At 65.6% G+C, this 16,017-nt stretch carries 14 protein-coding genes; 3 read left to right on the top strand and 11 right to left on the bottom strand.

Going from position 1 to position 16,017, the window contains the following annotated elements; translation table 11 throughout:
- From murD to dinB, 10 genes are all read right to left on the bottom strand, one after another.
- Nucleotides 1-1,578 (bottom strand): UDP-N-acetylmuramoyl-L-alanine--D-glutamate ligase, encoded by a 1,578-nt coding sequence (gene murD, locus ASG79_RS07320; RefSeq protein WP_056389756.1) that lies wholly within the window; start codon nt 1,576-1,578, stop codon nt 1-3.
- Nucleotides 1,560-2,669: a phospho-N-acetylmuramoyl-pentapeptide-transferase gene (gene mraY / locus ASG79_RS07315; RefSeq protein ID WP_018771517.1), complete on the bottom strand. Its 1,110-nt coding sequence runs from the start codon at nt 2,667-2,669 to the stop codon at nt 1,560-1,562. The genes murD and mraY overlap by 19 nt, the downstream gene beginning before the upstream one ends.
- Nucleotides 2,666-4,129 carry a UDP-N-acetylmuramoyl-tripeptide--D-alanyl-D-alanine ligase gene (locus ASG79_RS07310; RefSeq protein WP_056389752.1) on the bottom strand — a complete coding sequence of 488 codons (1,464 nt, stop codon included), beginning with the start codon at nt 4,127-4,129 and terminating at the stop codon, nt 2,666-2,668. The genes mraY and ASG79_RS07310 overlap by 4 nt, the downstream gene beginning before the upstream one ends.
- 6 nt (nt 4,130-4,135) lie before the next feature.
- Entirely contained in the window at nt 4,136-5,767 is a 1,632-nt protein-coding gene (locus ASG79_RS07305) for a UDP-N-acetylmuramoyl-L-alanyl-D-glutamate--2,6-diaminopimelate ligase (protein WP_056389750.1), read from the bottom strand.
- A gap of 96 nt (nt 5,768-5,863) precedes the next feature.
- Nucleotides 5,864-7,669, bottom strand: coding sequence for a peptidoglycan D,D-transpeptidase FtsI family protein (locus ASG79_RS07300; RefSeq protein WP_018771514.1), 1,806 nt, complete (start codon nt 7,667-7,669; stop codon nt 5,864-5,866).
- A 48-nt stretch (nt 7,670-7,717) separates the two neighbouring features.
- Nucleotides 7,718-8,437 carry a hypothetical protein gene (locus ASG79_RS07295; RefSeq protein WP_056389747.1) on the bottom strand — a complete coding sequence of 240 codons (720 nt, stop codon included), beginning with the start codon at nt 8,435-8,437 and terminating at the stop codon, nt 7,718-7,720.
- Nucleotides 8,434-9,426: a 16S rRNA (cytosine(1402)-N(4))-methyltransferase RsmH gene (gene rsmH, locus ASG79_RS07290; protein ID WP_056389746.1), complete on the bottom strand. Its 993-nt coding sequence runs from the start codon at nt 9,424-9,426 to the stop codon at nt 8,434-8,436. The genes ASG79_RS07295 and rsmH overlap by 4 nt, the downstream gene beginning before the upstream one ends.
- A gap of 167 nt (nt 9,427-9,593) precedes the next feature.
- On the bottom strand, nt 9,594-10,022 hold the full coding sequence (mraZ, locus tag ASG79_RS07285) for a division/cell wall cluster transcriptional repressor MraZ (RefSeq protein WP_018763545.1): 429 nt from the start codon (nt 10,020-10,022) through the stop codon (nt 9,594-9,596).
- A gap of 343 nt (nt 10,023-10,365) precedes the next feature.
- Nucleotides 10,366-10,737 carry a DUF3040 domain-containing protein gene (locus tag ASG79_RS07280; RefSeq protein WP_018771511.1) on the bottom strand — a complete coding sequence of 124 codons (372 nt, stop codon included), beginning with the start codon at nt 10,735-10,737 and terminating at the stop codon, nt 10,366-10,368.
- 266 nt (nt 10,738-11,003) lie between these two features.
- Nucleotides 11,004-12,260 (bottom strand): DNA polymerase IV, encoded by a 1,257-nt coding sequence (dinB, locus tag ASG79_RS07275; RefSeq protein ID WP_051081447.1) that lies wholly within the window; start codon nt 12,258-12,260, stop codon nt 11,004-11,006.
- Between the two features lie 99 nt (nt 12,261-12,359).
- Here dinB and ASG79_RS07270 point away from each other — a divergent pair, with 99 nt between their 5' ends.
- Entirely contained in the window at nt 12,360-12,881 is a 522-nt protein-coding gene (locus ASG79_RS07270; protein ID WP_056389741.1) for a hypothetical protein, read from the top strand.
- Nucleotides 12,878-13,972, top strand: a complete 1,095-nt coding sequence (locus ASG79_RS07265; protein ID WP_056389738.1) for a polyprenyl synthetase family protein — start codon at nt 12,878-12,880, stop codon at nt 13,970-13,972. Before ASG79_RS07270 ends, ASG79_RS07265 begins: the two co-directional genes overlap by 4 nt.
- 9 nt (nt 13,973-13,981) lie before the next feature.
- Here the strand turns inward: ASG79_RS07265 and ASG79_RS07260 are convergent, their stop codons facing one another.
- Nucleotides 13,982-14,335, bottom strand: coding sequence for an Rv2175c family DNA-binding protein (locus ASG79_RS07260; protein WP_026266108.1), 354 nt, complete (start codon nt 14,333-14,335; stop codon nt 13,982-13,984).
- A gap of 249 nt (nt 14,336-14,584) precedes the next feature.
- On the opposite strand from ASG79_RS07260, the gene ASG79_RS07255 reads away from it, so the two are divergent.
- Nucleotides 14,585-15,970: a lytic transglycosylase domain-containing protein gene (locus ASG79_RS07255; protein WP_026266107.1), complete on the top strand. Its 1,386-nt coding sequence runs from the start codon at nt 14,585-14,587 to the stop codon at nt 15,968-15,970.
- Nucleotides 15,971-16,017: the final 47 nt, after the last annotated feature.

Raw genomic sequence — 16,017 nt, 5'->3', positions numbered from 1 at the left:
TTACTCCTCGCCGGTCTGGGCCTTCCCTTCCACCAGCTCGCGGACAGCGTCGATGAAAGTACCACCACGGTGAGCGTAGGAAGAGAACTGATCCATGGAAGCAGCTGCCGGCGCCATCAGCACGGTGTCGCCGGATTCGGCGAGCCGTGCCGCTGACGCAACGGCCCGGGACATCACCTGTTCTCCGTTGCCGGTGGAACCGGCGGAAGTGCCACCGGGCGCCGGAGCAGTCTGCACTCCTTCAGTCTCGCCTGCCCCCGGCTCGATCACCGGGACATCGGGCGCGTGTCGCCGGAGGGCCTCCCGGAGCTGGGAGGAGTCCGTTCCGATCAGTACCACGGCCTTGAGCCGGGCTGCGTGGTCCCTCACCAGGTCGTCGTAGCTCACGCCCTTGGAGAGGCCGCCGGCGATCCAGACCACGTTGCTGAAGGCCGACAGGGATGCGGACGCCGCATGCGGGTTGGTGGCTTTGGAGTCGTTGACCCAAAGGACGCCGTTCAGGCGGGCTACAGGCTGGATCCGGTGGTCGCCCGGGACATAGTCCAGGATGCCTTGGCGGACAGCCTTGGCGTCCACACCGTACGCGCGCACGAGGCCGGCGGCGGCCAGGGCATTGGCAACCATGTGGCGCGGAGCCAGCGGACCAAGGTCGGTCATTGAGGCCAGCTCGGCAGCGCTGTTCCTGCGTTCCTCAATGAACGCCCGGTCCACCAGTAGTCCTTCCACCACTCCGAGCATGCTGACCGCGGGAGTGACCGTCGTGAAGCCCACAGCGCGGCAACCCTCCACCACATCCGCGTTTTCCACCATGCGTTCGGTTTCCACCTGCTCCGCGTTATAGATGCAGGCCTTTTGGGTTCGCTCGTAGACCTTCGCCTTGTCGGCGAGATACGAGTCGTAGGAACCGTGCCAGTCCACGTGGTCTTCGGCCACATTGAGGCAGACGCTGGCTACCGGCGACACGGATTCCGCCCAGTGCAGCTGGAAACTGGAGAGTTCGACGGCGAAGACGTCGTACTCCACGGGGTCCCGCAGGGCATCGAGGATAGGGGTGCCGACGTTTCCCACCGCGATCGCCTTGAGCCCGGCGGCACGCAGCATCGATTCGGTGAGTCCAACCGTGGTGGTCTTGCCGTTGGTGCCCGTGATGGCAAGCCAGTCGGCCGTCTTCCGGCCTTCCCGGGTGCGCACCCGCCAGGCTAGTTCGACGTCGCCCCAGACGGGAATGTGTGCCCGGGCCGCGGCAGCCAGCAGGGCCTGGTCCGGGCGCCATCCGGGTGACGTCACGATCAGTTCGGGTAGTTCGCCGTCGATGCGGGGTATGTGGGTGACGGCGTCCGGTCCCAGCAGCACGTCGGCGGCGCCCACGATCTTCAGGGTGTCGGCATGCGCCCGGGCCGTGTCGCTGGTGGCAGCATCGACCACCACCACGCGTGCACCGAGTTCGATCAGGGTGTCTGCGGCGGCGAAGCCGGATACTCCGATGCCGGTCACGACCACGCGGAGGCCGGCCCAGTCGGAGTCCCAGGAGACAAGGTTTGCCAGGCGGGGGGAAACGGTCACAGCAGTACAACCCATTCAGCGTAGAAGATGCCAAGCCCGACAGCGACGAAGAGGCCGCCCAGGATCCAGAACCGGACCACGACGGTGACTTCGGCCCACCCCTTCAGCTCGAAGTGGTGCTGCAGCGGCGCCATCTTGAACACGCGTTTACCGCCGGTGGCTTTGAAGTAGCCCACCTGGATGATGACGGACAGGGTGATCAGCACGAAGAGGCCGCCCACAATGCCGAGCAGGAGCTCGGTCCGGGAAAGGATGGCAAAGCCGGCCACCGCTCCGCCAATAGCCAATGACCCGGTGTCGCCCATGAAGATCTTGGCCGGCGAGGTGTTCCACCACAGGAAGCCCACCAGGGCGGCGCTCAGGATCGCCGCCAGCAGGGCCAAATCAAGGGGATCCCGGACCAGGTAGCAGCCGCTGCCGGCTTCCCGGGGCGAGCCGCAGGCCTGGTTGCTCTGCCATATGCCCATGAGGGTATATGCACCGAACACCATGATCGAGGCTCCCGCGGCAAGGCCATCCAGGCCGTCCGTGAGGTTCACGCCATTGGTGGCGGCGGTGACGATCAGGTTGGACCAGATGACGAACAGGATGGCGCCGAGGACGGTTCCGCCGAAGGCGAGGTCGAGCCATGGCAGGTCGCGGACCAGCGAAATCTTCGTTGACGCCGGCGTCAGGCCCGCGCTGTTGGGGAAGTTCAACGCCAGGATGGCGAAGATGATGCCGACGGCTCCCTGGAGGATGAGCTTCGCCTTGGCGTTGAGGCCCAGGCTCCGCTGCCGCGAGATCTTGATGAAGTCGTCCAGGAATCCCACCAGGCCCATTCCGACCATGAGGAACAGCAGGATCAGTGCCGAAGCGGACGGCCCGGGCGAATCCGGGTTCATCATCAGCATGATGAGGTGCGTTAGCCCGTAGCTCAGCAGTACCGCGGCTACGACGACGGTTCCGCCCATGGTGGGCGTTCCACGCTTGGTGTGGTGCGACGTCGGGCCGTCGTCGCGGATGAACTGGCCGTAGCCGCGGTGCACCAGGAGGCGGATGAAAAGGGGGGTGCCCACCAGGGCGAAGAGCAGGGCCAGGCCTGCGCCGATCAGCAGAGCAATCACAGCAGAGTGCTCCTTTCGTCGGCAGGGGTCGGGGTTGGGGGTAATGCTATCCGATCGCCCAAATGGCGAAGCCCCACACTGTTGGAGGACTTGAACAGCACCAGGTCACCCGGCTGGAGTTCGGTGTCCAGGATGTCGTGGGCCTCCTCCACGGTTTCGGCAAAGAGGCATTCGTCGCCCCAGGACCCTTCCTGCACGGCGGAGACGTAGAGCGCCCGCGCCTCCCGGCCCACCACCAGCAGCCTGGAAATGTTGAGGCGCACCACTTGGGTGCCCACGGCGGTGTGCTCGCGGATGGAGTCATCCCCCAGTTCCAGCATGGCTCCGAGGACCGCCCAGGTGCGGCGGCCGCGGCCAAGGTCGGCCAGCGTGCGGAGGGCTGCGCGCATCGATTCGGGGTTGGCGTTGTAGGCGTCGTTGATCACGGTGACGCCGTCCGGCCGCTCCGTGCGTTCCATGCGCCAGCGGCTGGCGGCGGCCTGGCTGCTCAGCGAAGCTGCGATGTGGTCTGCCGGTACTCCGGCGGCCCATGCGGCAGCCGCGGCTGCCAGCAGGTTTCCAGTGTGGTGCGCTCCGATAAGCCGGCTGGCCACGTGGCGGGGAGCACCGCCGTCGGGCAGCTGCAGGTCGAATTCTGGGCTGCCGCCGGCGTTGGTGTCGGCATTCAGGGCCTGCACCTGGGCGTCCCGGTGTCCGTCGGCGGAGAAGCCGAGGACCTTGGCCGGGGTACGGCTGCGCATGGCGGCGACGCGTTCATCGTCGAGATTGATGATGGCGGTGCCGGCGGCGGAAAGGCCCTCAACCATCTCGCCCTTCGCCTGCGCTATGTTTTCCACGCCCCCGAACTCGCCGGCATGTGCTGTTCCGACTGCCAGGACCACTCCGATGTCCGGCTTGACCATCTCCGCGAGGTAGCGGATGTGGCCGATGCCCGTGGCTCCCATCTCGATGACAAGGTAGCGGGTGTCGGTGTCCGCCCGGAAGACGGTCAGCGGAACGCCCACCTCACCGTTGTAGGAGCCCTGCGGCGCCACGGTGTTGCCCTGTCCGGCCAGGATGCCGGCCAGCAGGTCCTTGGTGGTGGTCTTGCCGGCCGAACCGGTGATCCCCACGACGGTAAGCTGCTCCCCCCCTTCTGAGCGGGCGGAGCGGATCCGCCGGACGGCTTCGGCGGCAAGGGCGCCCATTGCCAGGACTGCATCCTCAACCACGACGGCCGGGTAGGCAGTGCCTTCCGGCGCCTCGACGGTGCGCTCGACGAGTGCCAGGACGGCGCCCGCTGCAAAGGCAGCGTCGATGAAGTCGTGGCCATCGGCGTTCTCGCCCGGCTTTGCGACGTACAGCGAACCGGGGGTGGCTTCGCGTGAATCCGTCACCACCGAGAGGGGCGTAATTCCGGGATCGGCGTCCAGGCGCCCGCTGGTGATTTCGGCGATTTCCGCCGCAGTAAATGCAATCATCTCGGTCTAGGACTCTATCCGGTCGTCGTGGAGAACGTTGAATCCCCTGGCTGTCAAGGCGCTGCGCAGCTCCACCCTGTCGTCCAGGGCGAGGTTCACACCCTTCACTTCCTGCCAGACCTCGTGGCCGCGGCCTGCCACCAGGATGGTGTCCTGCGGCCGCGCCAACGCTGCGGCGTGCCGGATGGCCTCGTCCCGCGGAAAGACCTCGAGGATGTCGGCCTGCAGGGATTCCTTTTCCACGGCTTCCCGGGCACCGGCGAGCACGTCGGCCCGGATGGCTGCTGCGTCTTCGTCGTGCGGGTCGTCATCGGTGATGATCACGGTGTCAGCAAGCCGGGCGGCAATGGCTCCCATGGCCGGCCGCTTGCCCTGGTCCCGTTGGCCTGTGGCGCCGAAGACGACGATCAGGCGGGAGTCCGGTTCCGGCGAGCGGACTGCCTCCAGGGCCCGCGCCAGGGCGTCGGTGTTGTGCGCGAAGTCCACCACGGCGGCGGGCTGCTCGGCGACCAGCTGCATCCGTCCCGGCACGGCCACGGTGAACGGGTCGCTGCTGTCCAGGGCGGCCTGGAGGTCGGGGACTTCCACCCCGGACGTGAGCACCATGAGTGTCGCCAGGGCCGCGTTGGCAACGTTGAAACTGCCGGGCAAACCGGTGTGGATGTTCAGGACGGCGCCGGCCGGCCCCGTCAGGGTGAAGTCGGTACCGAGCCCGCGCGGCGAGGCAGCGCTGACCGTCCAGTCCGCGGCGGCCTGGCCGCTGGTGCTGAGCGTGGTGACGGGCAGCTGGGTGGTGGCGGCCAGGCGCCGTCCCCACTCGTCGTCGACCGTCACCACGGCAGCCCGGGCGCGCCCCGGTGTGAAGAGTTCGGCTTTGGTGGCGAAGTAGCCGTCCATGGTGTGGTGCAGGTCCAGGTGGTCCTGGGTGAGGTTGGTGAATCCGGCGACGTCGAAGAGCAGGCCATCCACCCGCTGGTACGAGATGGCGTGGGAGGACACCTCCATGGCTGCGGTGTCGAGCCCGCGTTCGTGCATGAGGGCGAGGAGCCCGTGGACTTCGGGCGATTCCGGCGTGGTGAGGAGGCTGGGGATCGGCTCTGCGCCGGCCAGGATCTCGATGGTGCCGATCAGGCCCGGCTGGCGGCCCAGTGCACGCAGCAGGGAGGTGATGAAGTAGGTGGTGGTGGTCTTCCCGTTGGTCCCGGTGACGCCGAAAAGCTGCAGCGGGCGGCCGTCGCCGGACTGGCTCCGGTAAATCATGGCGGAGAGGGGGCCCACCTCGTTGCGCGGATTGTCGACGACGAGCACGGGCACGGGCGTGTCCGCGGACAGGGCAAGCAGGCGCGCCCCGGCCTCGTCCGTGAGGACGGCGGCAGCTCCGGCGCCGATGGCATCCGTGGCGAAGTCAGCCCCGTGCCTGCTTGCCCCGGGGAGGGCCACATACAGGTCGCCGGGCTCCACGGTGCGTGAGTTGATCGAGATGCCAGTGATTTCCACGTCGGCGGCAGGGGCGGGGACGGCTACGCCAACGGCCTGTCCGACGGCGGCCAGCGGCACGGCCGCTACGGCTGCAGGCCGGAAGCGGCCCGGCGTGTCGTCCCGGGCCGTGTCGTTGCCGGGCGTGGTGAACTCTGACAAGGGGATCTCCGATGGTGCTAGTGCGTGCCCGGCATGGTTCGCGCCGGGCACTGTGATGCGCTGGATGCTGCTGGTACTTCCGGCGTGGCGCAGCTGCTACTTGGCGTACTGCGGCATTCTGGCCGGCTGGCCGGTGGAAGGCTGGACGTTGTAAGTCCGCAGCGTCTGGCTCATGACGGACCGGAACACCGGTCCGTTGGTGATGCCGTAGATGCTGCCCTTCGGCCGCTGGAGCACCACCTCCACAATAAACCGGGGATCATCCATCGGCGCCATTCCCACGATGGAGGCCGTGTACCCGCAGTAGCCGGACTTGCCGTCGTCGCACGGTGATTCGGACGTGCCGGTCTTGGCCCCAACGCGGTAGCCGTCGATCCCGGCGTCCTTGATTTCGCCTTCGGTGACAGCGCTTTCAAGGATGTCCTGGACCTGTTGGGCCGTGCTTTCGGAGACAATCTGCCGCGACGGCTGGGCCGGCACTTTCTCCTCGGCGCCGTCGGGGGAAATGTAGGAATCGATCAGCCGCGGCTGCAGCATGACGCCGTTGTTCGCGATGCTCTGGTAGGCACGGACTGTCTGGAGGGTGGACTGCGAAACGCCCTGCCCGAACAGGACGGTGTACTGCTGGCGTCCGTCCCATTGGTCCGCCGGCGTGAGGATGCCCGATGCCGTAGCGGGAAGTCCGATGTCCGGTGCCTCGCCGATGCCGAACTTCTTCAGCCAGTCGTAGCGTTGTTCCTTGCTGAGCCGCTGTCCGGCCATAACCGTTCCGGTGTTCATGGAGTAACCGATGATGCCGGCCAGTGTCCGTTCCTCGGTGCCATGGGCAAACGCGTCGCTGAAGGTCTGGCCGTCCACGGTGTAGGTGGGTGGAATAGTGAAATGGTCCAGGGGGCTGGCGAGTCCCTCGTCGATGACGGCTGCAGCGGTCATCATCTTCTCCACCGAGCCGGGCTCATAGGCGGCCGTCACGGAACGGACGCCGCGGTCCTTGGCCGCCACCAGCCCCGGGTTGTTGGGGTCCGGGGAGTTGGTATCGGCCAGGGCCAGGAGGTTCCCGGTCTTGGCGTCCATCACAATGATGACGCCCCATTCGGCACTGAGTTTGTCCGCCTGGCTCTGGATGGCCTGCTGGGCAAAGTACTGAAGATCGGAATTGAGCGTGAGTTTGACGTCCTTGCCGTTTTGCGGCGGGGTCAGCTCGTCAAGACCCACCGGGATGCGGAGCCCGTCGGCACCGATCTCGAACAGGCGCTTGCCGTCTTTGCCCTTGAGCTGGTCGTCCTGGGTCTGCTCGATGCCTGCCTGGCCCGTGGTGCCGTCCTGGAGGAAGCCCACAACTCCCCCGGCCACGGCGCCGTTGGGGTAGACGCGTTTGCTGACGCCCTCGGCCACGATGCCGGGCACCTGGAGCTTGGAAATGCGGTCCTCGACGTCGGGCTTTACGTCCTTGGCCACAATGTAATAGGGCTGTTCCCCCGTCACTGCGTCACGGACCGCGTTTGAGTCCATGCCCAATGCCGCGGCAAGTTCTGAGATCGCCTGGTCGCGGCTGACGTCCACCAGTTTGTCGTGGCCGTCGGCCTGGGGCTCGAGGCGTTTGTAGGCGTCCGTTTTGGTGTTGACGCGCTGGTCCACCACGATGTTGTACCGGATCACGCTGTTGGCAAGAACGGTGCCGCGTGAGTCCAGGATGCTGCCGCGCTCGGCCGGAAGGATCGCCGAGGTCATCCGGCTGTTCAGTGCCGCTTCGGCCATGCCGCCGACGTCAAGCCCCTGGACCAGGAAGAGCTTCCCGCCCACCACCAGCAGGAGCGTGAGCATGACGCCCAGTCCCAGTCGCAAGCGCTTGGTGGCGTTGGGTTCCTTGCTTTTTCCTGCTTTGCCGGTCGTCTCCGCCACCGTGATATTCCTTGCTGCTCGACGCTGCTGCCTGACCTGCCTGCTGGCCTACTGTCCGGGGACCTTCTGCTGGGGCGCCGGAACAGAGCCGCCGTGAAGCTCGGGCGCCGGAGTTGCCGCGGCAGCCGCAGCGGCTGCGGCAGCCTGCGCGGCAGCGGCCTGGGCAGCAGGGGCCTGGGCAGCGCCGGCGGAGGGAGCGGCGGCAGAGGGAGCGGCGGCAGGAGCCTTGCCGGTATCTGCCGTCCTGGCCTTGTCCGCCGTGTCACCCTTGGAGGCAGGCGGCACAATAAGCTGTCCGGCCACCGCCGGCGATGGGATAACGGCTCCCGCTGCTGCGCCCTTGACCGCAGGCGTGGCCTTTCCTGTCACTGACAGCGTGGACAGGTCGATCTGGCCCTTGACGGTGGAGGCCACCATTCCCAGTTCGGTGGCCTTGGCCGCCAGGTTCTGCGGGGCCTCGAAGTTCTGCACCTGCTGGGTGAGGTCCTGGTTCGTCTTGGTCAGCGTGCTCTGCTTGGCACGCAGTTCCACCAGCTGGTACTGGGCGGTGGACACCGAGATATTCAGGACCAGCACCGCCATCAACGCCACTGCGAGCATGGCAAAGCAAAGGACGACGAACGGCGCCCGGCGTTTCCGCGGCGCAGTGCGGACCACGGAAAGCGGGGTGCGGCCCTTCCGTCCACCGGCGGGGTCGGCCGCGCGCCGGGTGTCGGCCGCCGAACTGCCTGAGACAACGGGAAAGTTCTTGACGGCGGCGGTGCTCATGCAGCTCTCCTGGCTCTGATTCGTTCTGCCGCGCGGAGCCTGGCGGAGGCAGCGCGCGGATTTTCGGCGATTTCGACGGCGGTGGGCACCTCGGTGCCTTTGGTCAGGGTCTTGAGTTCGGGCTTGTGTTCTTCCAGCTCAACGGGGAAGCCAAGGGGAGCGGAAGACTTGGAGCGGGCCTGGAGAACGCCTTTGACGATTTTGTCCTCCAGGGAGTGGTAGGACATGACCACGATGCGGCCCCCGAGAGCCAGCGAGGCCACGGCGGCGGGGACGGCACGCTCCAGGACGTCGAGTTCCTCGTTGACCTCGATCCTGAGGGCCTGGAAGGTCCGCTTGGCAGGATGTCCACCGGACTTCGCTGCAGAAGCGGGAACCACGGAACGGATCTGCTCCACCAGTTCGCCGGTGGTGGTGAACGGTTTGATGGCCCGTGCCGCGACGATCCTGTTGGCAATCCGTCCGGCGAACTTTTCCTCGCCCCATTTGCGGATAATCCGGACCAGGTCCTCTTCGCTGTAGGTATTGACCACGTCCGCCGCGGTCTGGCCCCGGCTGGTGTCCATGCGCATGTCCAGGGGCGCGTCAAATGAGTAGGCGAAACCGCGTTCACGCTCATCCAGCTGCAGGGAGGAAACACCCAGGTCCATCAGGATCCCGTGCACTTCCGCCACACCGAGGTCCTCCAGGACGTCCTGGATCTCGTCGTACACCGCGTGGACCAGGTCGATCCGGGCGGCGAACGGAGCCAGCCGCTCCCCCGCCAGGGAGAGTGCTTCCTCGTCACGGTCAATGCCGATGAGGTGGAGGTCGGGAAACCGCTGGAGCATCGCCTCGGAATGACCGCCCATGCCAAGGGTGGCGTCCACCGCGATGGGGGTTTCGCCGCGGAGCCTTGCTGCTTCGAATCCCGGTGCCAGCAAATTGATGCACCGGTCGCGAAGGACCGGCACATGGCGTTCGGACGTGGGCTTGGGTTGATCGGTCATGCCTGGTCCTTTCCCGCCGTCGTTGTCACCTGCTGCTTCTGGGACCAGATCCCCATCCGCGCCTACCGTTTCGCCCGCCTGGCTCCGGGGAAGGTGAGCCAGGTTGGCAGCCGGTGGGCCGGCTGGAGATCTCATCCAAGAAGCCACCTGCCGCCCCGCTCCGGAATTCAGAGAATGCCCGGAATGGGATCGTCAGTTTCGGAAAAGGCTGTTTCCTTCTCCGCAAGGTATTCATTCCAAGCCTGGGCGTCCCAGATCTCGGCGCGGGTACCGGCGCCGATGACGGCAAGTTCCCTTCCGAGTCCTGCATACTCCCGGAGCGCCGGTGGAATGGTCACGCGCCCCTGCTTGTCAGGTACCTCGTCAGAGGCTCCAGAGAGAAATACGCGGATATAGTCACGTGCCTGCTTGGAGGAGATTGGCGCCTCCCGCATTTGCTCGTGGACCCGTGCAAATTCCTTCTCGCTGAAGACGTAGATGCAACGTTCCTGGCCCCTCGTGAGCACCAGGCCGCTGGCAAGCTCCTCGCGGAACTTGGCGGGGAGAATGATCCGTCCCTTTTCATCCAGACGCGGCGAGTGTGTGCCCAGAAACACTGGCCCACCGCCTGTCCGTAGTCAGGAACTGCACATCCCCTAATGTTGCAACCACCCTCTTATGTCCTCCACATTACTCCACTTTCCACCACAGTCAACGCGAAACTGCCATGTGAGCAGGTAATTTGTGGGAAATGGCCCTTGAAATGGCGCGGAATCCAGGCCGTGGTGGAAAGTGGAGGACTTTTTGCTCAGGGCGGGGCGAACTGGAGTCCCAGGGCCGCCCGGACGGCGGAATTGCCGTTAAACACGAAAAGACCCGCCGCAGCGGGTCTTTTCGTGCAGTCCCCCTCCTCGAGGGGGAGAGAAATGGAGGAGCCTGGTACCCGGAGGTCCCGGCTGTTTAGGGTTCACCCCTGCGGCGCTCGTCCCAGCGCTCTTCGAGGTTGCTCATGAAAGAACTGCGCTGCTTGCCCGGTTTTCCGCCGCCGGCCTTTGACGCGGCCGTCCCGCGGGAACTGCGCATGGTGGCGAAGTACACCCCACCGCCCATCACCACGAAGCCCAGGACGCCGACAAAGATGTTCTGGAGGGTGACCCCCACCAGTAGCAGGAAGACGCCGGCAAGTGCGCAAAGGACCCCAATAACCACATGCCTCGTGGACCAGGAACGTCCCGGGTCCGAACCCATTGAGTTCGCGAACTTCGGGTCGTCCTCGTGAAGCTGCTTCTCAAGCTGCTCAAGCAGCTTCTGTTCGTGCTCCGACAGCGGCATCACGACCTCCTTTTGTAGGCCAACGTCCGGGCTGATCCCAGCCACTACTTCTACTTCCCTTGAAACGCCTGCTGTTGCTGGAAAGTTCCCGCCTGGCCGACAGTGGCCAGAACAGGAACGCAGCACGCGTACGCGGGAGCGGGAGCATGTCCAAGAGGGTCCGGCAGTAAGTCCATTCACTCGAAAACTATGTATCTATAAGGATAGATTGTTGAGGGCTGATCTGAAAGACGGCAATGACTTTGCCGGACCCCTCCGGCGGGCACTCAGGCGGGGCGCTGGGAACTGTCTCCCGGCCGGCTTTCGTGCTCCATCAGGCGGGCCGGCAGGACGGATTTGCTGCCGAATTTGCGCGTCACCTCGTCCAGCGCCTGCTCGGCTGCCCGCCAGTTGTCATCCCTGCGGTCGATGCTCAGCTGGAGCGAGGTCCTTGCAGCTTCCTCCAGCTGCTCAGCCCTTACTCCCACCAGCCGCACAGCCATGGCCCGGGTCCCGAGCGACTCCAGGAGCTGGATGACCACTGCGTAGATCAGCTGGGCACTGTCCACCGGAGTCTGGACTGTCCTGCTGCGCGTGATGGTGGAAAAGTCGGCGAAGCGCAGCTTCAGCGCCACGGTCCGGGCAACCATTCCGGAGCTCCGCAGGCGCGCGGCGGTGCGGTGGGAGAGCCGCAGCAGTTCCCGGCGAAGGAGGGCGTCATCGGCGGTGTCCACGGCGAAGGTCTCTTCGGCGCCGATGCTCTTTTCCAGCCGCACCGGGGTAACGGGACGGCGATCGATGCCCCAGGCAAGCTGGTGCACGTGCTCCCCCGTTGCCCCCAGTACCTTCTTCAAGGACGACACCGGCGTCGCCGCCACGTCCGCCACCGTCCTGATTCCCATCTTGGCAAGCACCTCTCCGGTCTTGGCGCCGACGCCCCAAAGGGCGCCCACCGGAAGGCTGTGAAGATAGGGCACGGTTTCGTCCGGCCCGATGAGCAGCAGGCCGTCGGGCTTGCAGCGGGTTGAAGCGATCTTCGCCACGAACTTGGTTTCCGCAATTCCCACGGATGCAGTAATGCCCAGTTCCGCTGCCACGCGCCGCCGGATGAGCTCGCCGATTCCCCTGGGCGGGCCCAGCCGCCGCAGCGCCCCCGTGACGTCCAGGAAGGCCTCGTCAACGCTGAGCGGCTCCACAAGCCCGGTGATGGATTCGAAGATGGCCATCAGTTGCCCGGACACCTCGTAGTACAGCTTGTGCCGGGGTTCAATGACCACCGCCTGCGGACACATGCGCATGGCCACGGCCATGGGCATCGCCGACTTCACACCGAAGGCGCGGGCCTCGTATGACCCTGAGAGGACCACCGAGCGTTCCCCGGGGAAGCCAACAATGACGGGCTTGCCCCGGAGCTCGGGGCGCGTCCGGAGTTCCACTGAAACAAAGAAAGCGTCCATGTCCACGTGCATGATGCACGAGGGCCGGCGGCCCGGAGGGCGCGCGGCGGTTGGCTGGTTCGTACCTGCGGGCCCCACGGATCCCATCCTATCGGTTCACCGGAGACTGCAGGTTTGTCAGGGCGGCAGGGGAGGCTGGCTAAACTGGAGGCTGGTTCCGCCAACAACACCAGGAGGAAAGTCTCTGTGACGGCTATTGGAAACTTCAAGCCAGCTGGCCTGGCCGCGCTTGCCGCCATCGGGGCACTTACCCTGGCGGCATGCCAGACCCCGTCCGGCCAGGCAGAGCCGTCCCGGTCCGCATCCGTCGCCGCGACCCAATCCACTGTGACCGCCTCCCTCAGCCCCTCGGCGTCGCCCAACACGTCCGCAACCGTGGGCGCCGTCGTGGCGGGCTTCCCCCAGCAACTCCTGCCCCTGATGCCGGGGGCAACAGTGGTGTCCAGCAGCTTTGACAAGGCCTCAGCGCCCGCCACTGCAGCCCTCGTGGGTACTGTCACGGCGCCCACTGCCTCCGTGATGGACTTTTATTCCAAGGCTTTGGAAGGCCAGGGCTTCAAGGCCGTTCCCGGGGACAAGGTGGGCGCGGTGGCTTCCAAGGATTTCGTCCGCGGTGACAACGAGACCGTGAACCTCTCCGTGGTGGAAGCCGCCGGTGTTTCCACTTTCACCATCGGGGCCAACGTGGCAGCTGAGTCAGCCAAGTGACGGCCGCGGAGCAGTTGAGGAATGAACAGGCTGATTTTGTGGCAGGAGTTGCCGGCGAGCTGACCAGCTTCCTGACCGCACGCCAGTCGGTGATGTCCGGCATTTCCCCGGACATCGAGCCCATCATGGGTTCCATCTCGAATTTGGTGACCGGCGGAAAACGCCTCCGCGCCCTGATGTGCTACTGGGGATGGCGGGGTGCAGGCGGCGAGGCCGGATCAGGCCAGGTGGTCACGGCCGGCGCAGCCCTCGAGCTGTTCCAGGCTGCCGCCCTGATCCACGACGACATCATCGACCGTTCGGACACCCGGCGGGGCGGTCCCAGCGTGCACCGCCGCTTCAGCCAGCTGCACACATCGCAGGGCTGGGCGCTGGACAGCGAACGGTTTGGGCAGGCCGCAGCGATCCTTGCCGGCGACCTTTGCCTGTCCTTCAGCGAGGAGGCGTTCACCGACATCGGCGAGCCGGCCGCGTCGGGCAGCAGGGCCAGGCTCATCTTCAACCTCATGCGCGCCGAGGTCATGGCCGGACAGTACCTGGACATCCTGGAGGAAGTGGCCGGACCGGTCCGGGACCGCGCCGGTGCCGTTGGCAGGGCGCAATCGATCATCCGGTTCAAGAGTGCCAAGTACTCCACCGAGCACCCCTTGGCGTTGGGCGGAGCTTTGGCCGGAGCGTCCAATGACCTGCTCCGCGGCTATTCAGCGTTCGCCCTCCCGCTGGGCGAGGCCTTCCAGCTCCGCGATGACGTCCTGGGCGTGTTCGGGGATCCGCTGACCACAGGCAAGCCGGCCGGCGATGATTTGCGTGAAGGGAAGCGGACCGTTCTGGTGGCCCTCGCCCTGGACCAGGCTTCGCCGGAAGAGTCCGCGTTCATCGATGCCAGCCTGGGCAGGCCCGATCTGTCCGAATCCGACATCGTCGAAATTCGACGGATTATCGAGGATTCCGGCGCGCTGCAGGCCACGGAAGTCCTTATCAATGAATTCGGCGCGGCAGCATTCGATGCCCTTGACGGGCTTCCGTTGGACGAGCTGCCCAAGACCGCCCTTCGGAAGCTGGCTGAAGCTACCGTCAGCCGAGCCTCCTGAAAGCGGCAGCTACCAGGCCAGAGTCTGGGCCCTGCGCCTGATTTCGGTCTTGCGCCCTTCCCGAAGGGCATCGATGGGGCGGCCGCGCAGGGATTCGTCGGCGGTGAACAGCCAGCCAATAAGGTCCTCGTCCGAATAGCCGGCATCTGCCAGCACCACGATGGTCCCCTTTAGGCTGTCCACTACCTGGCCGTCCTGGATGAATTCCGCTGGAACCGACCGGATCTTCCGTTCCCCAACGCGCAATGCAGCGAGGGCATGTTCGTCAATCAGGCTGTGGACCTTGGTGATGGAGACATCCAATAAACGGGCGACGTCGGGCAGTGGCAGCCACTCGCCCACCAGGTTTTCTACGTTATTCACGGATCAAGGTTGCCACGCTGCGCACCCCCGCGCCTAGTCGGAGCATTCCATTCCGCTCCTGGCCTGCGGACACTCCCGAAAAGAGGGCATTACGGGGAATCCCAAAATTCTTGTGCTATCCGCTAATTCATGAGAGATTCACACTCATAACATTTGTAACACTAATAACTTGAGTCACAGTAGTATCAAGATTGACAGCGGCATCCCCGTCCGCGTCCGCACCCGCAGTTGAGAAGAGGATTCCTTCCGATGACGACGTCCCGCTCGCCAAAGCAGCCCCCCAAGCCGAGTCTGCCGATGATTGCCGCCACCACAGCGGCGCTGCCAGCGGTCGTATTGTCATCCTTGGCCCTCGCTCAACCTGCCGCAGCACAGCAGCCCGCACGGAACATCCCCAGCAGCCTCGCAGCAGCCATGAAGGCCCAGGCTGCAGCGAAGGCAGCCGGAACGGTGATTCCCGCCGCCGTGGTATCCACCACCATCCCGGCCGCCTTCCAGCCCGCACAGCCGGCGGCACCTGCGGAGTACACGATTGCCCGCGGCGACACCGTCAGCGCGATTGCCGGCCGCTTCGGTTTGGATACCGGCGAAATCCTCAAGCTGAACAACCTGCAGGCCAACACCATCATTTACCCGGGGCAGAAACTAAAGCTGTCCGGTTCGGCTGCACCTGCGGCCCCCGCACCTGCGGCTGCCCCGGCTGCTCCGGCCCCTGCTGGTGGAGCAACGTACACGGTGAAGCCGGGCGACACCCTCGGTGCGATCGCAGCAAAGCACAACGTGGCCCTTTCCGACGTCTTCACCTGGAACAATCTCTCCATGCGCTCCATCATCTACCCGGGGCAGAAGATCAAGGTGGGTGGCGGCGATTCCACGCCTGCTCCCGCAGCGGCCCCGGCCCCCGCCCCGGCCGCACCTGCGCTGGCCGCCACCTCAGCACCGGCAACCGGCTCCTACACGATCAAAGCCGGAGACACGCTGTCGGCGATTGCATCCCGGCACGGGGTAAAGCTGTCTGACCTGCTCTCGGCGAACAAGCTGGGCATGACCAGCATCATCTACCCTGGCAGCAAGCTGGCCATTCCCGGCGGCTCCGGCCAGTCGGATCCGCAGCCGGCTGCTGCGGCCCCGCAGCCTGCTGCCGCGCCCCTGGTGCCCAGCTCCTTCCTGGGCTTCAGCTACCCGGCTGCCGTGGTCAGCTCGGCCAATGAAAACAAGGCCCTGCTGAACGCCTCCCCCGTTCCCTCGCGGGATGAAATGAAGAACATCGTTGCCGATACGGCACGCCGGATGGGAGTGGATCCTTCCCTGGCCCTCGCCTTCGCCTTCCAGGAATCCGGTTTCAACCAGCGCGCCGTGTCACCGGCCAACGCCATCGGCACCATGCAGGTCATTCCCAGTTCCGGGCAGTGGGCCTCAGACCTGGTGGGCCGGAAGCTGAACCTGTTGGACCCCTACGACAATGCCACAGCCGGCATCGCCATCATCCGGCAGTTGCTGGCCACCAGCAAGGACCAGGACACCGCCATTGCCGGGTACTACCAGGGCCAGTACTCGGTGAGCAAGTACGGCATGTACGACGACACCAAGGCCTACCTCGCTGCCATCAAGGCGCACCAGAAGAACTTCGGCTGAGCGGGCCGCCGGCCAGTCCTGAGTGCGGGTCCGAACCGTTACCGGTT

Origin of the sequence: Arthrobacter sp. Soil761 (genome assembly GCF_001428325.1) — a bacterium.
In the GTDB taxonomy this organism is placed as follows: Bacteria; Actinomycetota; Actinomycetes; order Actinomycetales; family Micrococcaceae; genus Arthrobacter.
This window is presented reverse-complemented; position numbering and strand designations above follow the sequence as displayed.